Genomic DNA, 14,093 nt, shown 5'->3' with positions numbered 1-14,093 from the left:
CCCGCTCCGGGGCTGCGTCGGGTCAGGCGGCGGAGGCGACGACGGGGCCGGCGGCGCGCGGCACCGGGAGCGGTGTGGCCGCGGTGGCGGCCTCCTCCAGGGCGACGGCGTCGGAGACCGAGCGGAGCACCAGCGAGAGCGGCACGTCGAGGGCCTGGCACAGCGAGAACAGCAGCTCGGAGGAGGCTTCCTTCTGGCCGCGCTCGATCTCGGAGATGTAGCCCAGGCTGACCCTGGCCTGCTCGGAGACCTCGCGCAGGGTCATGCCCCGTTGCATCCGCTGCGCGCGGAGCACGTCGCCGAGCAGGCGGCGGAAGAGCACCATGCGAGCCTCCGTGGGTTGTCCGGGTCGATCTCCGGGTCGATCAAGGATGCCAACGCTACCGGAGAGGGTTCTGTTCCAGCCGGAGGTCCCCGGGGTCGGTGTCGTCGTGGGGCTCCCCGGGACCGCCGGCCTCCTGGTCGAGGTGCACCAGCAGGCCGAGCAGCGCCTCGCGACACGTGCTCTCCTGGATCTGCGCGCGCGTGCCCGCGAGCTCCAGCGACAGCACCGAGGTGACCTCGGGGCCGGCCACGCCGACGAAGACCGTGCCCACCGGGCGCCCCTCCTGCGGGTCGGGCCCCGCCACCCCCGTCGTGGCCAGGGCGTACGTCGCGCCTGCGATCCGGCGGGCGCCCCCGGCCATCGCGGCGGCGCAGTCGGCCGAGACGACGCCGTGCTCGTCGACCAGCTCCTGGGGCACGCCCAGCAGCGAGACCTTGAGGTCGGTGGCGTAGGTGACCACCCCGCCGCGGTAGACCGCCGACGCACCCGGCACGGCGGTGAGCGCCGCCGCCAGCCGGCCGCCGGTGAGCGACTCGGCGGTGGCGACGGTCGCTCCCTCGGCGCGCAGCCGGTCGACCAGTCGGGTGGCGACCGCGGTGAGGTCGTCGGGGGCGGGGCGTCGCAGCATGCCCCGACCCTGCCACAGCGGGTGCAGCGTCGTGCCGGTCGGGCGAGGGCCGGGCGAGGGCACCGCCCGTAGGCTCCCCGGCATGCCGCTGCCCATCGAGGACTACGCCCTGATCGGCGACCGGCGCACCGCGGCGCTGGTCGGGACCGACGGCTCGGTCGACTGGCTCTGCCTGCCCCGCTTCGACTCCCCCGCCTGCCTGGCCGCCCTGCTCGGCACGCCGGAGCACGGCCACTGGCAGCTGGTGCCGACGGTGCCCTACGCCACCGAGCGGCGCTACCTCGGCTCCTCGGCGATGCTGGAGACGACCTTCACCACGGCCGCGGGCGTGGTGACCCTGACCGACGTGATGCCCCGCGGCGACGAGCGGGCCGACCTGGTGCGCCGCCTGGTCTGCGTGAGCGGCACGGTGCCGATGCGTCACGAGTGGCGGCTGCGCCCCGACTACGGCCGGATCCGGCCGTGGGTGCGTCGCGAGTGCCTCGGCGGCGAGGACGTCATCACCGCGGTGGCCGGCCCCGACAAGCTCGTGCTGCGCGGGCCGCGGCTCCCGGTGGCGGTCGACCACACTCACGCCGACGAGTTCAGTCTCGCCGCCGGGGAGGAGCTGTCCTTCGCGATGGTGTGGCTGCCCTCGCACGTCGAGCCCGGTCACCTGGGCGACCTCGACGCGCGGGTGGCCGAGACGGTGGCCGAGGACGAGGCGTGGGCGCAGGTGTGCCGCCAGGACCTCCCCCACCCCGAGGCCGTGCGCCGCTCGCTGCTCACGCTGCGGCTGATGACCCACGAGGTGACGGGGGGCATCGTCGCGGCGCCCACGACCTCGCTGCCCGAGGAGTTCGGCGGCGAGCGCAACTGGGACTACCGCTTCTGCTGGCTGCGCGACGCCGCGCTGACACTCGCCTCGCTGCTGCAGGCCGGCTACACCGAGGAGGCCGCGGCGTGGCGCGACTGGCTCCTGCGCGCGGTGGCCGGCGACCCCGAGGACCTGCAGGTGATGTACGCCGTGGACGGCTCCCGCCGGCTGCCCGAGTCGGAGCTCGACCACCTGCCGGGCTACGCCGGCTCACGCCCGGTGAGGATCGGCAACGGCGCCGTCGGGCAGCGCCAGCACGACGTGCTGGGCGAGGTGATGGACGCCCTCGCGCTGGTGCGCGAGCACCTCGGCGACGACGACCCCAACGCCTGGGCGCTGCAGCGGGCCCTGGTCGACGACCTGGTCACCCGCTGGCGCGATCCCGACCACGGCATCTGGGAGATCCGTGGGCAGCCGCGCCACTTCACCCACTCCCGCGCCATGGTGTGGGTCGCCTTCGACCGGGCCGTGCGGGCGGTCGAGGAGCGGGGTCTGCCCGGCGACGTCGACCGGTGGCGCCGCGAGCGCGACGCCGCCCGCGACCTGGTGCTCGGCGAGGGGTGGGACCCCGAGCGGGGCACCTTCGTGCAGCACCCCGGCACCCGCGAGGTCGACGCCTCGCTGCTGGTGCTGGCCACGATCGGGCTGCTGCCCGGCGACGACCCGCGCCTGGCCGGCACCATCCGTGCCGTCGAGGAGGACCTGCTGCGTGACGGGCTCGTGCTGCGCTACCGCACCGCCAGCGGGGTCGACGGGCTCTCCGGCGACGAGCACCCCTTCCTGGCGTGCTCGTTCTGGCTGGCCTCGGCCTACGCCGTGGTCGGCCGCCTCGACGACGCGCGGGCCCTGCTCGGGCGGCTGGTCGGGCTGTCCACCGACGTCGGCCTCCTCGCCGAGGAGTACGACCCGGGGGCCGAGCGCATGGTCGGCAACTTCCCCCAGGCCTTCAGCCACCTGGCCCTCGTGCAGGCGGCGTTCCACCTCGCCGCGGCCGAGCGGCGCTGACGGCGTCTCGCGCTGCGACGGTCCGGACGCAGGACGGGGCCCTGCCGGTCGGCAGGGCCCCGTCGGTGCTGGTGCGGGTGGTGCGGGTCGTGCGGGTCAGGCGGTCACTTCACGACCTTGATCGTGGAGGTCCCGCCGACGGTCGTGCCGTTCTTGCTCCACTCGACCTGGAGGGTCTTGGTGCCGACCCGGTCGAAGGGCGCCAGGCGGATCGTCGCGACGCCCTGGCGGTTGGTCGTGGCGGTGCGGGTCTCGCCGCCGGGCAGCCGCACGGTGACGGTGCCGCCGCGGGCGGGCTCGCCGTCGGCGGTGACCTTCACCCGCAGGGTCACCTTGGTCTTGCCGGCCTTGACCTTCTTGGGGGTGCTGCTGACCGTGAGCGCCAGCTCCGCGGCCGGGGGCTCCACGACGTCCTCGACCAGGTCGAGACCCATGACCACCGGGTCGTGGTCGGAGGAGCGGAACGGGCCGTCGGTGTGGAAGTCGGTCGGGCTGTAGTTGTAGCGGCTGTACTCCATGTAGATCGACTCACCGGAGTTGATGTTCCAGATGTCGTGGCCGGTCATCGCCTCGAGCGCCGCGTCGTTGGCGAGCACGTGGTCGAGGGAGCCGGAGAGGCCGCTGAAGGAGTAGGAGTACTCCGCGTCGGCGCCCTCGCCGTCCTCGATGTTGGTGTAGCCGGCCTGGTAGAGGACCTGGAGCGGGTCCTCCTGGGAGTAGGAGTTGAAGTCGCCGACGAGCAGGACGCCCTCGGCGCCGCTCTCCTGCTGCACACCGGGCACCCAGTCGCGCAGCGCGGTGGCCTGGGCCACGCGGTCGGGGTTGGCGTTGCCCTGCCCGGTGCCGTCGTCGGCGCCGGAGCCCTTGGACTTGAAGTGGTTGACCACGAAGAGGAACGGCTGGTCGCCGCCCTTCGGCGTGAAGGCCTGGGCGATGGGCTCGCGGGCGTTGTCGAAGGCCTCGCCCGAGCCGCTCAGCGCGCCGAGGGAACGGGCCTCGCCGGTGCGCTCGACGGCGGCCGGCTTGTAGATGATGGCGTTGCTGATGACGTCCATCTCCGCCGCCGGGGGCAGCTCGGTCGACGACGGGTTGGCCGCCCACGTGCCGGCGCCGGCGTCGGCGTTGAGCGCCGCCACCAGCGTCTCGGTGGCCTCGTCGGCGTCGCCGTCGACGACCAGCGAGTTCTCGATCTCCATGAGGCCCACGACGTCGGCGTCGAGGGCGTTGATGGCCGAGACGATCTTGGCCTGCTGACGCGCGAGGTCCTGGGGGTCCCAGGCGCCGCGCTGCTCGCAGCCGCCGCCGACGGAGTTGCCGTCGCCGTCCTTGTCGGGGAACGTCGTGCAGCCGCCGTCGCCGACGTTGTCGTCGTCGGCGTCGCCGAGGGTGGTGAAGTAGTTGAGGACGTTGAAGGAGGCGACCTTGAGGTCGCTCTCGCCGTCGGCCTCGATGCGTGCCTCGTCGGGCGCGTCGGTCCGGGTGTTCTCGAAGGTCGCCGGTGACGTCGCGGTGTAGTCCGGGCCGCTGACGGTCTGCAGCGGCTGGAAGCGGTACGTCGGGGCGCTCGGCGAGCCGCCCTGGGTGAGGATGACGTCGTCGGTGAACGTCGCCGCCGCCCCGACCCGCACGGGGGCGGTGTTGGAGAGGTAGGGCGGGGTCAGCGTCTTGCCGTTGGTGCCCGGGGCGTAGGTCGTGCCGGAGGCGTCGTCGAGCACGATGGCCCGAGCGGCGTTGTCGGCCTCGACCGCGCGGATCGCCGCGGTGTCCTGGGCGTCGGCGACCTCGGTGGGCTGGATGAGCGGCGTGTCGCCCAGGGCCAGGCCGACCTCGCCGAACTGGTGGGTGGAGAAGGTGTTGGTGACGGTGAAGTCGTCGGTGGGGTCGTAGAGCATCCCCTCCAGCGCCTCCTTCTCCGCCGCCGTGGCGGGCCACGCCGTGGTGGTGGTCGCCGTGACGGGCGCGGCCGGGGTGTCGAGCACCGTGGTCTCGGCCGCCGAGGAGACGACCTGGGTCTGGCCGGCGTACTCGTCGACGTCGCCGGTGACCTCGACGTGGTCGCCGGGCTCCACGCCCACGCTGCCGGCACCGTTGGGGTAGTAGACGAAGACGCCGTCGGAGGACGTGCGCGTGGTCGGGTCGACCGACCCGCCCGTGCCGGGGGTCTGCAGGTAGAACCCGTAGAGGAAGCGCGGGGCCGCCGTCACGACACCCGAGGTGGTCACGGGGTCGCCGTCGAGCGGCGAGGCCGCGCCGGTGCCCTGGATCTCGGGGATGGTGGCCTCGACCGGGTCGGGCTCGGGCTCGGGCTCGCCGGCGCCGCCGGAGCTCTGCGGCACCGGGGTGCCCTCGACGAAGTCGTCGGCGTTGTCGTCGGAGTCCGTGCCCGTGGCGGTGCGCGCAGCCGAGGTGCTGTTGGTCAGGGCGACGCCGGTGTTGCGCTCCTCGAAGGAGGTGGGCGTCGTGCCGTAGCCGACGGCGTCGAGGACACCGGCCGCGCCGGCGAGCTCTCCGGTGGTGCTCACGGGGGTCTCGGAGGAGGCCAGCAGGACGACGCCGTTGCTGCCGGACATGGCGATGGTGCCGGTCGCGTCGGGCGTCGGCAGGGCGGCGGCCAGCGTGGTGCCGGCGGCCTGCTGCACCAGGTAGTGCCCGCCCGCGGGCACGGAGCCCGAGAGGGGCGTGACCTGGGCGCTGGTGCCGGTGGCGCTGCGGTACTGCACCGACATCCCGGTGACGCTGATGGCGCTCGCGGTGGGGTTGTAGAGCTCGATGAAGTCGTGGGTGAAGGCGGCGCCGGTGTTGCCACCGCCGCCGTAGACCTCGCTGATGACCAGACCGGAGCCGTCGGGCGCGGCCAGGGCGGGGGCGCCGGCGAGACCGGTGACGACCGCCGCGAGGCTGAACGCGCCGGCGACGGGCAGAGCCACCCGGCGGGTGGCTCGAGGGGACAGGGGCATGACGGACCTTCCGAGGGAGGGGTGCGTGCGGGACGTGCTCGTGGGTGCGCCCGACGGGCGACCCGGGGGCCGCCCGTGAGCGGGGCCGCCGACGTGCGTCGGCGGCCCCGGTCAGGACGGTGTGCTGCTGGGGACCAGCGGCTCAGCGGGTGCCCGAGACCGGCACCGTGACGGTGGTGCCGCTCGGTGCGGCCACCAGCTCGACCACGCCGCCGGAGGACCCGGCGGGCACGGTGAGCGTGACGGTGGCGCTGCCGCCGTCGACGGTGGTGATCGGGAAGGTGCCGAGCGGGCTCGTGGTCGAGCCGTCGACGTAGGTCGCGGTCAGCTCGGTGTTGGCCGGGCTGCCCAGCGAGGTGAGGTTGAGCTTCGAGAGGGTGAAGCTCGCCTCCTCGCCGGCGACGAGCGCGTCGGGCAGGCCCGACTCGGTGACCTGCTGGCGCGCGAAGTCGGGCGAGACCGGGTCGTTGCCGGCCAGGTAGTCGCGCCAGAGCTCGGCGTCGAGCAGGCCGGTGTCGGTGAAGGTGCCGTTGGTGAAGGCGCGGAAGTTGTCGCCGCCCGTGGCCAGGAACGACAGCGTCGAGATCGTGTAGGTGCGCGCCGGGTCGAGCGGCTCGCCGTCGATGAGCACCGAGGTGATGCGCGAGCCGGCGGGGGCCGTCGGGTCGGTGGTGACCTGGACGTTGTCGGACATCCCGAGCTGCAGGTAGGGGCGCGAGGGCACGGAGCCGTCGGCGTTGGTCTGGTACTGCTGCTCCAGCACCTGCTTCAGGTCGGCACCGGTGAGCTTGACGATCGCGACGGTGTTGTTGAAGGGCAGCACGGCGTTGGCCTCGGCGAAGGTGACCACGCCGTCGGTGTTGGCCGGGTTGCTGGTCGTGTCGCCGGCGAAGAGCAGCTCGGCGCGCAGGCCGCCGGGGTTGGTCAGCCCCAGGTCGGGCTCGGCGAAGTCCTGCACGCCGTCGCGCAGGGCGTTGGCGACGAGGTCGCCCAGGGCCGACTCCTCCGCACGGGCGTCACGCGTGCCGCCGGTGTAGCCGTCGGGGCCGTAGCTGCCGCCGGCGAAGGCGGTGGTGATGTCGTCGGTGATCTCCGCGACCGGCTGGTTGCCGATCTCGGCGGCCAGCCGCAGCGCGCGGTTGGTGATCTGCTGCACCTTGACCACCGCGGGGTAGGACAGGTCGGCCTCGGCGACGCGCGCGACGTTCTCCTGCGTGTAGGCCTTCACCCGGCCGGTGCGCTGGTTGACGCTCAGCGTGATCCGGCCGATGTTCTCGCCGTAGGACCCGGTCTGCAGGACCGGGCGGGTGCGCTCGGTGCCGGGCACGGGGGCGTCCCAGGCGTACTGCTTGTGGGTGTGACCGGTGAAGATGGCGTCGACCTTCGGCGTGGTCCTCGTGACGATGCGGGCGAAGGCGCCGCCCGCGGCGACCTCCTCCTCCAGCGTGGCGCCCGCGGGGGCCCCCTCGCCGGCGCCCTCGTGGAACTCCGCCACGAGCACGTCGGCCTCGCCGTTGCCCGGCCTGCCGTCGGAGAGCTGGCGCGCGACGCGGTTGACCGCGACGACCGGGTCGCCGAACTCGATGCCCTCGATGCCGGCGGGGCTGACCAGGCTCGCGGTCTCCTCGGTCACGGCGCCGATGACGCCGACGGTGACCCCGGCGCGCCTGAAGGTGTCGTAGGCCGGCAGGACCGGCGTGCGGGTGCCCTCGGCGTAGACGTTGGCCCCGAGGTAGGAGAAGTCGGCGACGTCGTCCACGCGGCCGTCGAGGTCGTCGAAGCCGCGGTCGAACTCGTGGTTGCCCACCGACGACGTCTTGAGGCCCAGCGCGTCGAGCACCTTCAGCGTCGGGCGGTCCTTGAACTGGCTGGAGGCGAAGAGCGAGGCACCGATGTTGTCGCCGGCGCTGAGGAAGAGCGTGCGCTTGGGACCGTTGGCGGCCTTGAGCCCCTCGATCGTGGTGGCGAACTTCGTGGTGTTGGCGTCGATGCGACCGTGGAAGTCGTTGATGTTGAGCAGGGTGAGGTCGACGACCTTGTCCGCGCGCGGAGCCGGGGCCGACGGAACGGCCTGGGCGGGAGCGGCGGTGGTGACCGAGAGGGCGGCGGCGGCGACGCCGAGGCCCAGCGACGCGGCGAGTGGACGGGTGGCCCGTCCGGACCAGGAGCGAGATAGCACGAGTGGGAGATCCTTCACACCAAATGGGCGATTGACCTCCGGACCCTAACCCCGGATCAACGCTCGGCGACCGGGTCCTCAGGTGACAACTGGGTTACGACTTGCCGCTCCCGCGCAGCTCGTGGCGCTGGCGCCACACGCCGCGGTAGAACTCGGCGCCCGACCACAGCGTCAGGGCCACGGCCACGGCCAGCAGCGCCTGGGCGAGGTAGAACAGCACCTCGCCGGGCGTCTCGAGCCAGGACGGCAGGTCGGGGTCGAGCAGGGGCAGCACGAGCAGGCCGAGGGCCAGGCCCTGCACGGTCGTCTTGAGCTTGCCGAGGTCGGCGGCCGCGATCACCACGCGCTTGAGCACCGAGAGGCGCAGCAGCGTGACGCTCCACTCGCGCAGCAGCACCAGGATCGTGACCCACCACCACACCTCCCCCACGATCGAGAGCCCAATGAAGGCCATGCCGGTGATCGCCTTGTCGGCGATGGGGTCGGCGATCTTGCCGAAGTCGGTGACCAGGTTGCGCGCGCGGGCGATGTCGCCGTCGATCTTGTCGGTGGCCATGGCCACGAAGAAGATCACCCAGGCCACGGTGCGCCACGTGCCGGAGTCGCCGCCGTCGACGAGCAGCGCGGCGCCGAAGAACGGCACCAGCACGATGCGCAGCGTGGTGAGCGCGTTGGGCAGGTTGAGGTTGCTCGGCTTGGGCGAGACGGGCTCGACCTCGGGCTGGGTCATCGGACTCCTCCGGTGGGCTCGGCGAGCAGGTCGACACCGTCGGTCGAGACGACGGTGGCCGCGACCAGACCGCCCACGGCGTGGGCGCCCTCGCGCGGGGCCTCGAGCGTCGTGGTGCCGTCGACCTCGGGGCCCTGGTGGGCGGCGCGGCCCTCGGCGGTGCCGTCCTCGCCGAGCGACTCCACGAGCACCTCGACGTGCTCGCCGATGCGCTCCTCGGCCCGCTGGGCGTTGAGCTCCTCGACCAGGGCGCTGACGTGCTCGGCGCGGGCGCGGACCTCGTCGTCGTCGAGCTTGCCGTCGTAGGAGGCGGCCTCGGTGCCGTCCTCGTCGGAGTAGCCGAAGACGCCCGTGACGTCCATGCGGGCGGCGACGAGGAAGTCGCACAGGGTCTGCAGGTCGTCCTCGGTCTCGCCGGGGAAGCCGACGATCACGTTGGAGCGCACCCCGGCCAGCGGGGCGGCGGCGCGCACCTGCTCGAGCAGGCCGAGGAACGACTCGGGGTCGCCGAAGCGGCGCATCCGGCGCAGCACCGTGGCGCTGGCGTGCTGGAAGGACAGGTCGAAGTACGGCACCACGCCGGGGGTGTCGCCGATGGCCTGCACCAGGCCCGGGCGGGTCTCGGCCGGCTGGAGGTAGGACACCCGGACCCGCTCGACGCCGTCGACCGCGGCCAGCTCGGGCAGCAGGGTCTCGAGCAGGCGCAGGTCGCCGAGGTCCTTGCCGTAGGAGGTGGAGTTCTCACTCACCAGGAAGAGCTCGCGCGCTCCCTGCTCGGCCAGCCAGCGGGCCTCGGCCAGCACGTCGGAGGGCCGGCGGCTCACGAACGAGCCGCGGAAGGCCGGGATCGCGCAGAAGGAGCAGCGCCGGTCGCAGCCGCTGGCCAGCTTGAGCGCCGCCATCGGGCCCGAGTCGAGACGGCGGCGTACGGCGCGGGGACCGGTCGCCGGGCCGCCGGCACCGACCGTCGCCGGGTCGGCCGCCGAGCCCGCGACGGGGGCCGCCGGCGGCACCTGGTCACCGTGGCCGGGCACCGGGGTGGTGGAGGCGGCGCGGTCGACCGGCGAGATCGGCAGCAGCAGGCGCCGGTCCTGGGGGGTGTGCGGGTGGTGCACCTCGCCGGCGACGATGGAGCGCAGCCGGGCGGCGATGTCGGGGTAGTCGTCGAAGCCGAGCACCGCGTCGGCCTCGGGCAGCGACTCGGCCAGGTCCTTGCCGTAGCGCTCGGCCAGGCAGCCGACGGCGACGACGGCCTGGGCCCGGCCGCCCGTGCCGGCCGAGGCCTTGAGGTCGGCGGCCTGGAGCAGGGTGTCGACGGAGTCCTTCTTCGCGGCCTCCACGAAGCCGCAGGTGTTGACGACCACCGTGTCGGCGGCGGCGGGGTCCTCGACGAGGCGGAAGCCGCCGGCCTCCAACCGGCCGGCCAGCTCCTCGGAGTCGACCTCGTTGCGGGCGCAGCCCAGGGTCACCATGGCGACCGAGAGCAGCTCGCCGTCGGCCGGGGCGTCGGCGTCGTCGCGGGCGGGGAGGGAGGCGGGGAGGGATTCAGTCGTCATGATCGCCCCCGAGTATGCCGCCCGCACGGGGCCGGGCACGAACCCTCGACACGCGCGCGCCCCCGCTCCCGGGGCGTGGGCACCGGGGACGGGGGCGCGTCGAGGGGCGGGTCGACGGACGGTCGACGGGTCAGCCGGGCTGCTCGCCGGGCTTGACCGCCAGCACCGGGCAGGTGGCGGCCAGCAGGATCCGCTGGGCCACGCTGCCCATCAGCAGCTTGCCGACCGGGGTGCGCCGGCGCAGCCCGATCACCACGAGGCGGGCGTCGACGTCGCTGGTCACCTGCAGCACCTGGTCGGCGACGTCGCCACCGACCGACTGGCGCACCTCGAAGGGCACGCCGGCCGCCGCGAGCTCGCGCTCGACCTGCTGCAGGGCCTCGGGTCCGGCGTAGCGGTCGTCGACGAGCGCGTCGCCCTTGGTGGCGTTGACCACCAGCACCCCGCGGCCGCGGTCGCGGGCCTCGAAGACGCCGTGGGCCAGGGCGACGGCGCCGAACTCGTCGGGGGCCCAGGCCACCACGACCCAGCCCTTCGCGCTGCTCGCGTCGTGCGACGCCGGGGCGCCGGCCTGGTCCTGCGTGCGGTCGTGCGTCTGGTCGCTCATCGACCCACCTTCTCATCGTCGCTCGCGGGGGCCGCGTCGGCGACCGCACCGTCGGTGGCGCTGGCCGGGACGGCCGGTGCCTGGGGTCCACGGACCCGGCTCACCACGACCGGCGCCAGCACGGCGAGGGCGATGATCGCGTAGACCACGACCGCCAGCGGCTCGCTCACCAGGCCGGAGAAGTCGCCGCCGGAGATGCTCAGCGCCTCGCGCAGCTTGCCCTCCATGAGGGGGCCCAGGATGACGCCGAGGATCAGCGGCAGCACCGGGAGGCCGAAGCGGCGCATCATCAGCCCGAGCAGGCCGAAGACGAGCAGCAGGCCCACGTCGAAGGGGTCGAGGTTGGTGGCGTAGGCCCCCAGGCAGGCGAAGAACAGGATGCCGGCGTAGAGCTGGGGCCGCGGGATGCGCAGCAGCTTGGCCCACAGCGGGGCCAGCGGCAGGTTGAGCACGAGCAGCAGCAGGTTGCCGATCAGCAGGCTGGCCAGCAGGGTCCAGACCAGGTCGGCCTGGTCGGTCATCAGCTGCGGGCCGGGCTGGATGCCGTAGCCCTGGAGCGCGGCGAGCATCACCGAGGCGGTCGCGGTGACCGGCAGGCCCAGGGCCAGCATCGGCACGAACATGCCGGCCGCCGAGGCGTTGTTGGCGGCCTCGGGCCCGGCGACGCCCTCGATGGCGCCCTTGCCGAACTCGTCGTTCTTGGCCAGCTTGCGCTCCGAGACGTAGGACAGGAACGTCGGGATCTCCGCGCCGCCGGCGGGGATGGCGCCGAAGGGGAAGCCCAGCGCCGTGCCGCGCAGCCACGGCTTCCACGAGCGCTTCCAGTCGTCCTTGCCCATGAAGGGCTGACCGACGGGGATGATCTGCAGCGGGCTGCGGCGCAGGTGGGCCGCGACCCACAGCGCCTCGCCGAGGGCGAAGATGCCGACCGCGACGACGACGATGTCGAGGGGGTCGATCAGCTGCGGCAGGCCGAGGTCGAGGCGGGCCTGGGCGGTGTTGGGGTCGAGGCCGACCAGGCCGATGGTGAGGCCGAGGAAGAGCGCGATGAAGCCGCGCAGCGCCGAGGAGCCCAGCACGGCGGTGGTCATCACCAGGGCCAGCAGCATGATCGCGAAGTACGACGGAGCGCCGATCTGCACCGCGACGTCGGCCAGCGGCGGGGCGAAGAAGGCCACCAGCAGCGTGCCGATGGTCCCGGCGACGAAGGAGCCGACCGCGGCGGTGGCCAGCGCCTGGGCGGCCCGGCCGCGCTTGGCCATCTTGTTGCCCTCCAGCGCCGTCATCACCGACGCCGACTCACCGGGGGTGTTGAGCAGGATGGAGGTGGTGGAGCCGCCGTACATGCCGCCGTAGTAGATGCCGGCGAACATGATGAAGGCCTGGGTCGGCTCGAGGCCGAAGGTCACCGGCAGCAGCAGCGCCACGGCCATGGCCGGGCCGATGCCGGGCAGCACGCCGACGAAGGTGCCGAGCAGCACGCCGACGGCGGCGAAGAGCAGGTTCTCGGGGGTCGCGGCCTGTTGCAGGCCGCCCCAGAGGAGGTCGAAGTCACCCATCACAAGATCCCATCGAGGATGCCGGGGGCCAGGGGGATGCCCAGGCCGACGTAGAACGCGTACCAGCTGCCGATCGCCAGCACGAGGCCGGCGATCACGTCGCGGATCAGCGTGCGGGAGCCGAGCGCCCAGGCGGCGCCGGCGAAGAGGACGGCGCCGGTGACGGCCCAGCCGAGCAGGTCGACCGTGGCGATCGTGAAGGCCAGGACGCCCACGAGCTTGGCCACGGTGGCCCAGTCGGCGCGCTGGGCGAGGTCGACGTCCTCGCCGCCCTCGGGCTCGGCCTTCGAGCCGCGGGCCGTGGCGATCGCGAGCAGCACGCCGAGCAGCACCAGCACGGCGCCGATGACGTAGGGGAAGACCCGCGGGCCGACCGGGTCGCCGAAGCCGACGCTGAGGGTGGAGGCGTCGTAGAAGGTGTAGGCGCCGACGACGACGAGCAGGGCGGCCAGCGGGTACTGCGCCTTGTCGACGCCGCCCTCGGGCCGGTGGTCACCGGCCGGGGCGTGCCCGCCGGGGGTGCCCGGGGCGCCGGGCGAGGTCGTGGTGGGAGTGCTCACAGCAGGTCCAGCTCCTCGAGCGTCGACGAGACGCGGTCGTCCTGCTCCAGCAGGAAGGCTTCGAAGTCGTCCCCGGTGCGGAAGGCGTCGATCCAGCCGTTCTTCTCGAGCGTCTGCTGCCACTGCGGGGAGTCGTGCATCTCGGAGAGGTAGGCGATCAGCTCGTCCTGACGCTCCTCGGAGATGCCGGGCGGGGCCAGGACGCCGCGCCAGTTGATGAAGACCAGGTCGATGCCCGACTCGGTGAGGGTCGGGGCGTCCTTGACGGCCTCGCCGGTCAGGCGCTCCTCGCCGGAGACCGCGAGCACGCGCAGGTCGCCGGCGGCGATCTGGCCCTCGAACTCGCTGAGGCCGGAGAAGCCGACCTGGATCTTGTTGCCCAGCAGGGCGCTGGTCAGCGGGCCGCCGCCGTCGTAGGTGACGTAGCGGACCTCCTGCGGGTCGATGCCCACGGTCTCGGCCAGCTGCATCGGGAAGAGGTGGTCGGGGCCGCCGGGCGAGGAGCCGCCGCCGACGACGATCGAGCCGGGGTCGGCCTTCCAGGCCTCCACCAGGTCGTCGATGGTCTCGAACGGAGACTCCGCCGGCACGAGCACGCCCTCCTGCTCCTCGATCAGCTGTGCGATCGGGGTCGCGTCCTGCGGCCGGGCGTCGGAGGCGAAGGAGTACGTCGAGCCCACGACCCCCAGCCCGATGGTCATCAGCAGGTGCTCGTTGCCCTCCTGGCCCATCAGCTGGCTCATCGCGGCCGCGCCACCCGCGCCGAGGATGTTGGTGACCTGGAAGCTGCCGCCGGTGATGTCGTCCTGCTCCATGACCCCTACCGCCGCGCGGCCGGTCTGGTCGTAGCCGCCGCCGGGGCTGTTGGGGATCCACATGTCGAGGTCGGCGCTGTCGTCGCCGCGGGTCACGCCGCAGGAGGAGGCGGTGAGGGCCAGGGCGGTCGCGAGCGCGGCCGCCACGACGCGGGCGCGTCGCGGACCGGGCCGACCGGGCCGGCGGTCACGGCGTGGGCCCCCTCGCGGGGCCCGGGGTGCTGCGGGGAACATGTCTCTCCTGGGGAGTCGACGGGGTGGGACGTGTCGATCGTCACGCAGGCTGTGTCGGCCGTCACGATTAGGCAACCAAAGG

General features: G+C 73.5%; 10 protein-coding genes and 1 pseudogene. 1 reads left to right on the top strand and 10 read right to left on the bottom strand.

What is annotated here, in order from left to right; genetic code table 11:
• Positions 1-25: 25 nt before the first annotated feature.
• Both LPA27_RS07425 and LPA27_RS07420 read right to left on the bottom strand, forming a co-directional pair.
• A pseudogene (locus tag LPA27_RS07425) lies at positions 26-325 on the bottom strand (helix-turn-helix domain-containing protein); the annotation flags it as partial.
• A gap of 55 nt (positions 326-380) precedes the next feature.
• Positions 381-953: a CinA family protein gene (locus tag LPA27_RS07420; RefSeq protein WP_228942040.1), complete on the bottom strand. Its 573-nt coding sequence runs from the start codon at positions 951-953 to the stop codon at positions 381-383.
• Positions 954-1,035: 82 nt separating this feature from the next.
• Here LPA27_RS07420 and LPA27_RS07415 point away from each other — a divergent pair, with 82 nt between their 5' ends.
• Complete coding sequence (locus LPA27_RS07415; RefSeq protein ID WP_228942039.1) at positions 1,036-2,814, top strand: glycoside hydrolase family 15 protein; 1,779 nt, start codon at positions 1,036-1,038, stop codon at positions 2,812-2,814.
• A 104-nt stretch (positions 2,815-2,918) separates the two neighbouring features.
• On the opposite strand, the gene LPA27_RS07410 is transcribed toward LPA27_RS07415, so the two are convergent.
• The 8 genes from LPA27_RS07410 to LPA27_RS07375 all read right to left on the bottom strand — a co-directional run bounded on the left by LPA27_RS07410 (position 2,919) and on the right by LPA27_RS07375 (position 13,924).
• Positions 2,919-5,741 carry an ExeM/NucH family extracellular endonuclease gene (locus tag LPA27_RS07410; protein WP_228942038.1) on the bottom strand — a complete coding sequence of 941 codons (2,823 nt, stop codon included), beginning with the start codon at positions 5,739-5,741 and terminating at the stop codon, positions 2,919-2,921.
• Positions 5,742-5,913: 172 nt separating this feature from the next.
• Positions 5,914-7,950, bottom strand: a complete 2,037-nt coding sequence (locus LPA27_RS07405; protein WP_267477194.1) for a bifunctional metallophosphatase/5'-nucleotidase — start codon at positions 7,948-7,950, stop codon at positions 5,914-5,916.
• 94 nt (positions 7,951-8,044) lie between these two features.
• The gene (gene pgsA / locus LPA27_RS07400) at positions 8,045-8,680 is read right to left on the bottom strand and encodes a CDP-diacylglycerol--glycerol-3-phosphate 3-phosphatidyltransferase (protein WP_228942037.1); all 636 of its coding nucleotides are present in this window, start codon (positions 8,678-8,680) and stop codon (positions 8,045-8,047) included.
• Entirely contained in the window at positions 8,677-10,236 is a 1,560-nt protein-coding gene (gene rimO / locus LPA27_RS07395; RefSeq protein WP_416383233.1) for a 30S ribosomal protein S12 methylthiotransferase RimO, read from the bottom strand. The genes pgsA and rimO overlap by 4 nt, the downstream gene beginning before the upstream one ends.
• 130 nt (positions 10,237-10,366) lie before the next feature.
• On the bottom strand, positions 10,367-10,843 hold the full coding sequence (locus tag LPA27_RS07390) for a universal stress protein (protein WP_082503092.1): 477 nt from the start codon (positions 10,841-10,843) through the stop codon (positions 10,367-10,369).
• The gene (locus LPA27_RS07385) at positions 10,840-12,402 is read right to left on the bottom strand and encodes a tripartite tricarboxylate transporter permease (RefSeq protein ID WP_228942036.1); all 1,563 of its coding nucleotides are present in this window, start codon (positions 12,400-12,402) and stop codon (positions 10,840-10,842) included. Before LPA27_RS07385 ends, LPA27_RS07390 begins: the two co-directional genes overlap by 4 nt.
• Positions 12,402-12,962, bottom strand: coding sequence for a tripartite tricarboxylate transporter TctB family protein (locus LPA27_RS07380; RefSeq protein WP_082499968.1), 561 nt, complete (start codon positions 12,960-12,962; stop codon positions 12,402-12,404). Before LPA27_RS07380 ends, LPA27_RS07385 begins: the two co-directional genes overlap by 1 nt.
• A complete protein-coding gene (locus LPA27_RS07375; RefSeq protein WP_056862704.1) occupies positions 12,959-13,924 on the bottom strand; it encodes a Bug family tripartite tricarboxylate transporter substrate binding protein in 966 nt (321 codons plus the stop codon). Before LPA27_RS07375 ends, LPA27_RS07380 begins: the two co-directional genes overlap by 4 nt.
• Positions 13,925-14,093 lie beyond the last annotated feature (169 nt).

The organism is Nocardioides sp. Leaf374, assembly GCF_916862475.1.
Lineage (GTDB): Bacteria > Actinomycetota > Actinomycetes > Propionibacteriales > Nocardioidaceae > Nocardioides > Nocardioides kribbensis.
This window is presented reverse-complemented; position numbering and strand designations above follow the sequence as displayed.

Bases quoted from the DNA above. Each gene is read 5' to 3' on its own strand.
- LPA27_RS07420 (WP_228942040.1), bottom strand. From the start codon at position 953: ATGCTGCGACGCCCCGCCCCCGACGACCTCACCGCGGTCGCCACCCGA.
- LPA27_RS07415 (WP_228942039.1), top strand. From the start codon at position 1,036: ATGCCGCTGCCCATCGAGGACTACGCCCTGATCGGCGACCGGCGCACC.
- pgsA (WP_228942037.1), bottom strand. From the start codon at position 8,680: ATGACCCAGCCCGAGGTCGAGCCCGTCTCGCCCAAGCCGAGCAACCTC.
- rimO (WP_416383233.1), bottom strand. From the start codon at position 10,236: ATGACGACTGAATCCCTCCCCGCCTCCCTCCCCGCCCGCGACGACGCC.
- LPA27_RS07390 (WP_082503092.1), bottom strand. From the start codon at position 10,843: ATGAGCGACCAGACGCACGACCGCACGCAGGACCAGGCCGGCGCCCCG.
- LPA27_RS07385 (WP_228942036.1), bottom strand. From the start codon at position 12,402: ATGGGTGACTTCGACCTCCTCTGGGGCGGCCTGCAACAGGCCGCGACC.